Origin of the sequence: Legionella sp. km772 (assembly GCF_003989735.1) — a bacterium.
In the GTDB taxonomy this organism is placed as follows: domain Bacteria; phylum Pseudomonadota; class Gammaproteobacteria; order Legionellales; family Legionellaceae; genus Legionella.
This window is the reverse complement of record NZ_RZGQ01000233.1, coordinates 1-3,858: the sequence shown is the minus strand read 5'-3', so window position 1 is coordinate 3,858 and position 3,858 is coordinate 1. Positions and strand designations below refer to the sequence as shown.

The following is a 3,858-nucleotide window of genomic DNA, read 5'->3' as shown; positions in this document are numbered from 1 at the left end:
AAGTGAAATAAAAAAATCTAAAAATCCTTCTTCCAGCTTCATTCCTATATCCATTTAAATGAAGCTAGCCTCTCATTATTTACCGATTTAAGCTAGATTTTTTTCATGAGGTGGCCCTGAGTTGACTATGTTAGGGTATTTACATTGATAAAAAAATTTCAGAAACCTTGCCTAGATATAGGGTTCGAGCCCATCTATCTAACAAGGGTATTGACCTTTTTGAACCTACAGCTTTAAAAAAGCCTCGGTACGAGGCTTAGGCTAATCGGTCTTTCGTATTCATCTAAACAACTTTAGAGTTTTCCCCAGCGTCTCTAAAGGTCATCCATAATTTATTATCAAAGTCATACAACTTGCATTGCTTAAAAATGCTGAGCACATCACGAAGCTTAAAACGATATTCATGAAAATAGGCTCCATATTTTTCTTTTAACGCGCTGTGAGCTTGCGGTAAATTATAAAAAGGAATGCGGGGATCTAAATGATGAGGGATGTGGATCATGATATTGTGCAGTAAAAGCCTTGTGAAGTGAGAACAATGAATAATAGTGCTACAAAACAAAGCACTGATAGAATGAGACCATTCACTCTTTAAATCAAAAAAAGGCATACTCGGATGGGTATGATGTAAATAGACAATAATGGCAATAAAATAATTAAAGATAATAAAGGGAAGAATTACCACCAGTAAAATACCCATCATTCCATCAGCATAAAAATAAGCTATTATCGACAACAACAAGACATAAAGGAGAGGGAAGATTTTTCCCTGCCGATAATAGCGCTTTTCTTTGTTATTTTTTCCTGGATTAAAACGCAACATTTGCTCCCACCAAATTCTACGTAAATAGTGGAAAGCACTGGTAAAAAAACAACGCTCAACCCGATAAAGGATCTGTTGTATTTTCGATAGCGAGTAATATTCCTGCGCTGTCAAAGGGCGCCATATCCAATCAATAGGAGAAAAAGAAGCAAATCCATGATGGACTTTATTATGGCCAAAACTCCACAAGCGATATACATTTAGAGAAGGAAACATTGCAATCGTCCCTAGTACTTCGGCTACTTTATTGTTTTTAAAAAGTGCGCCATGAGCCGCATCATGCGCCCACACAAAAAGCATTGCTGTAGAGAGTCCTGAAATTAAACTTCCCATCACTTTAAACTTTAAACTAACCGAGGAAAAAATAAGAGTTAGCCCAAATAGAAATAAAAACAAATCTCCAAAATACCAAAAGAAATTTTTTGCAAAAGAACGCTTATAACAGGCCTCAGGAATAGCAGTCCGTGCCTCAGATGATTTAATTAATTTTACCTCCCGCCATAAGTGTTTTCTCATTGTTATGTTCATAGGCACACTCCTAACAGCATCTTGAAGGATAACAAAATAATACCCTTTCCGAATTATTATCGAGCAGTTATTTTAACAATTTTTTAATAAGGTGCTTTGATCTAGATCAATGAACTCTATATAGTTTGGTTTGATAGGGCAAAACTCTTCCGCGGGTCATCTCATTCCCATATTCCAGCTAGGGTTTCCAGTTGAGCTAGTTGAAGAAATTTAATTTTTTTATGTTCAATCGAGATAATTTTTTTTGTTTTAAATTGGGTTAGCAGGCGACTAATCGTTTCTGCTGTTAGCCTCAGATAATTTCCAATGTCTTGACGAGACATCGGTAAACTAAATTCAAGAGGCTGTTCAGTCACAAATAATCGTTTAGACAAATCAATAAGAAAGGCAGCCAGTCGCTGCTCTGCCGTGACCAAATTTAAATAAGCCCCTGTCGTTAATTGTTGGCTCATTAAATACAAAACTTGCTTCTGTAGACTAGATTTAGAGGCTAATAGCTCAATAAAATGACTATAAGGAATTTCACAAACGAAGGTTTCTGTTAGTGCAACTGCAGAAAATAGATAGTGCCCTCGCGCAATTGCTTCAAATCCTAAGATCTCCCCTGGAAAATAAAAACCGTTAATCAATTCATTTCCATCCTTATCAATTTCGTAAGTTTTTAGGCAGCCAGATTGGATAGCATACAAACTATCAAAGGAATTTTGAGAGCCATACAGGGCTTGCTTTTTTTTAAGCAGAAGCTGCTGTTTTACAGCAGAATTTATTTGATATATCCATTGTGGACTAGCTTCCTCTAAGTGACAAAAAGGAGAGAATCCGCAACGCGAACAGGAAGATAAGGGGGATACTTTGTTATTCATTAAGGCAGAGTAGTTTCTTAAATATTCTATTTTATCGTGTTTTTAAGGGTTTTAAAATTTTTACTTGATGTAGATCAAGGTATGAACCTAAAAGCTACAGATATAATGACGCAGGTGATAAAAATTCTGCTGGCCTAAATAAAGTGAGAATAATATGACAAAAATAAATCCTATTAATTGTGGTCTCTTAATCGGAAAGGTCAGTGCCGCGCACGGGCTGGTTCACCTTGGCTTATACCTGGTAATTAACTAACCCGCTTAGGAGTATTCACCATTAAACCCATTACACGCGATATTTCTTTGACTTTAATAGTCAAACTACTGCTTTTGTTTTTATTGTGGTGGGTCTGTGTTCGAACCATGCACCCTAAACTAGATCCAGGCAACATTTGGCTATTTGGCCATCAAAAGCAAATACCTTCTCAAAAAGCAATTCAAGAGGTGATTAGATGATTCCTGCAACTGAAGTAGTCGATTTGTCTCGATTACAATTTGCGTTAACCGCATTGTACCATTTTCTCTTTGTTCCCCTAACACTTGGTTTTTCGGTGCTACTCGCCATTATGGAAACGGTTTATGTGATGACGGGTAAAGAAATTTGGCGGCAAATGGTTAAATATTGGGGCATTTTATTTGGCATTAATTTTGTTCTTGGTGTAGCAACCGGACTAACCATGGAGTTTGAATTTGGAACAAACTGGTCTTATTACTCACGCTATGTAGGTGACGTATTTGGCGCACCATTAGCTATTGAAGGATTAATGGCCTTCTTTTTAGAGGCTACGTTTGTGGGGCTATTTTTCTTTGGATGGGAACGCTTAACTAAAGCCCAACATTTGCTGTGTACTTGGCTGCTCGCTTTGGGAACTAATTTATCGGCGCTATGGATTTTAATAGCCAATGGATGGATGCAAAACCCCGTAGGGGCTTATTTTGATTACCAAACCATGCGCATGGAGGTGGCGAGCTTTTTCGATATCCTATTTAATCCCGTCGCTCAAGCAAAATTTGTCCATACCATTAGTGCAGGTTATGTGACGGGTTCCATGTTTGTTCTATCGATTAGCGCTTATTTTATCTTAAGAAAGCGCAATAAAGAGTTTGCCAAACGCTCAATGACGGTTGCCGTATCATTTGGTTTGGCTTCTGCACTTTCCGTTGTTGTTCTGGGTGATGAGAGTGGTTATCTTGCTAATGACGATCAAAAAATGAAAGTCGCGGCGATGGAGTCAATGTGGGAAACAGAGAACGCCCCTGCTAGTTTGACGCTGTTTGGTATTCCTGATGAACAAACACAAACGACCCGATATGCGATTAAAATTCCTTACGCTTTAGGCCTTATTGCAACCCGCTCATTTAATACGCCTTTGCTCGGTATTAATGAGCTTATAGAGGATGGCAAAGCACGAATTAAGGATGGCCTTATAGCTTACAACGCGTTAAATGCCTTACAAAGTGATCCGAGTAATGAAGAAGCAAAACTGCGTTTGCACAGCCATGTTAACAATTTAGGCTATGCACTCTTACTTACTCATGTTACGCACATAAACTTGTAGTTTGACTAAAAAGCATTAGAATTCCGCCCTTAATTTTAGGGAGGGAATTAAATGGATATGCTTGATCTTTATAGTGATTATTTGATTT

Annotated in this window: 3 protein-coding genes and 1 pseudogene; 2 read left to right on the top strand and 2 right to left on the bottom strand. The window is 37.7% G+C overall.

Annotation, left to right across the window (positions count from 1 at the left end; genetic code table 11):
* Positions 1-283: 283 nt before the first annotated feature.
* Both ELY15_RS14330 and ELY15_RS14325 read right to left on the bottom strand, forming a co-directional pair.
* On the bottom strand, positions 284-1,351 hold the full coding sequence (locus tag ELY15_RS14330) for a fatty acid desaturase (protein ID WP_127101209.1): 1,068 nt from the start codon (positions 1,349-1,351) through the stop codon (positions 284-286).
* A gap of 161 nt (positions 1,352-1,512) precedes the next feature.
* On the bottom strand, positions 1,513-2,214 hold the full coding sequence (locus ELY15_RS14325; RefSeq protein WP_127101207.1) for a helix-turn-helix domain-containing protein: 702 nt from the start codon (positions 2,212-2,214) through the stop codon (positions 1,513-1,515).
* 273 nt (positions 2,215-2,487) lie between these two features.
* On the opposite strand from ELY15_RS14325, the gene cydP reads away from it, so the two are divergent.
* Positions 2,488-2,667 carry a cytochrome oxidase putative small subunit CydP gene (cydP, locus tag ELY15_RS16760; RefSeq protein WP_370449443.1) on the top strand — a complete coding sequence of 60 codons (180 nt, stop codon included), beginning with the start codon at positions 2,488-2,490 and terminating at the stop codon, positions 2,665-2,667.
* Positions 2,664-3,755: pseudogene (locus tag ELY15_RS14320) on the top strand (cytochrome ubiquinol oxidase subunit I); the annotation flags it as partial. The gene cydP and the pseudogene ELY15_RS14320, both read left to right, overlap by 4 nt.
* Positions 3,756-3,858: the final 103 nt, after the last annotated feature.

What these genes read in the sequence shown, in the direction of transcription:
- ELY15_RS14325 (WP_127101207.1), bottom strand. Translation starts at nt 2,214, where the DNA reads ATGAATAACAAAGTATCCCCCTTATCTTCCTGTTCGCGTTGCGGATTC.
- ELY15_RS14330 (WP_127101209.1), bottom strand. Translation starts at nt 1,351, where the DNA reads ATGAACATAACAATGAGAAAACACTTATGGCGGGAGGTAAAATTAATT.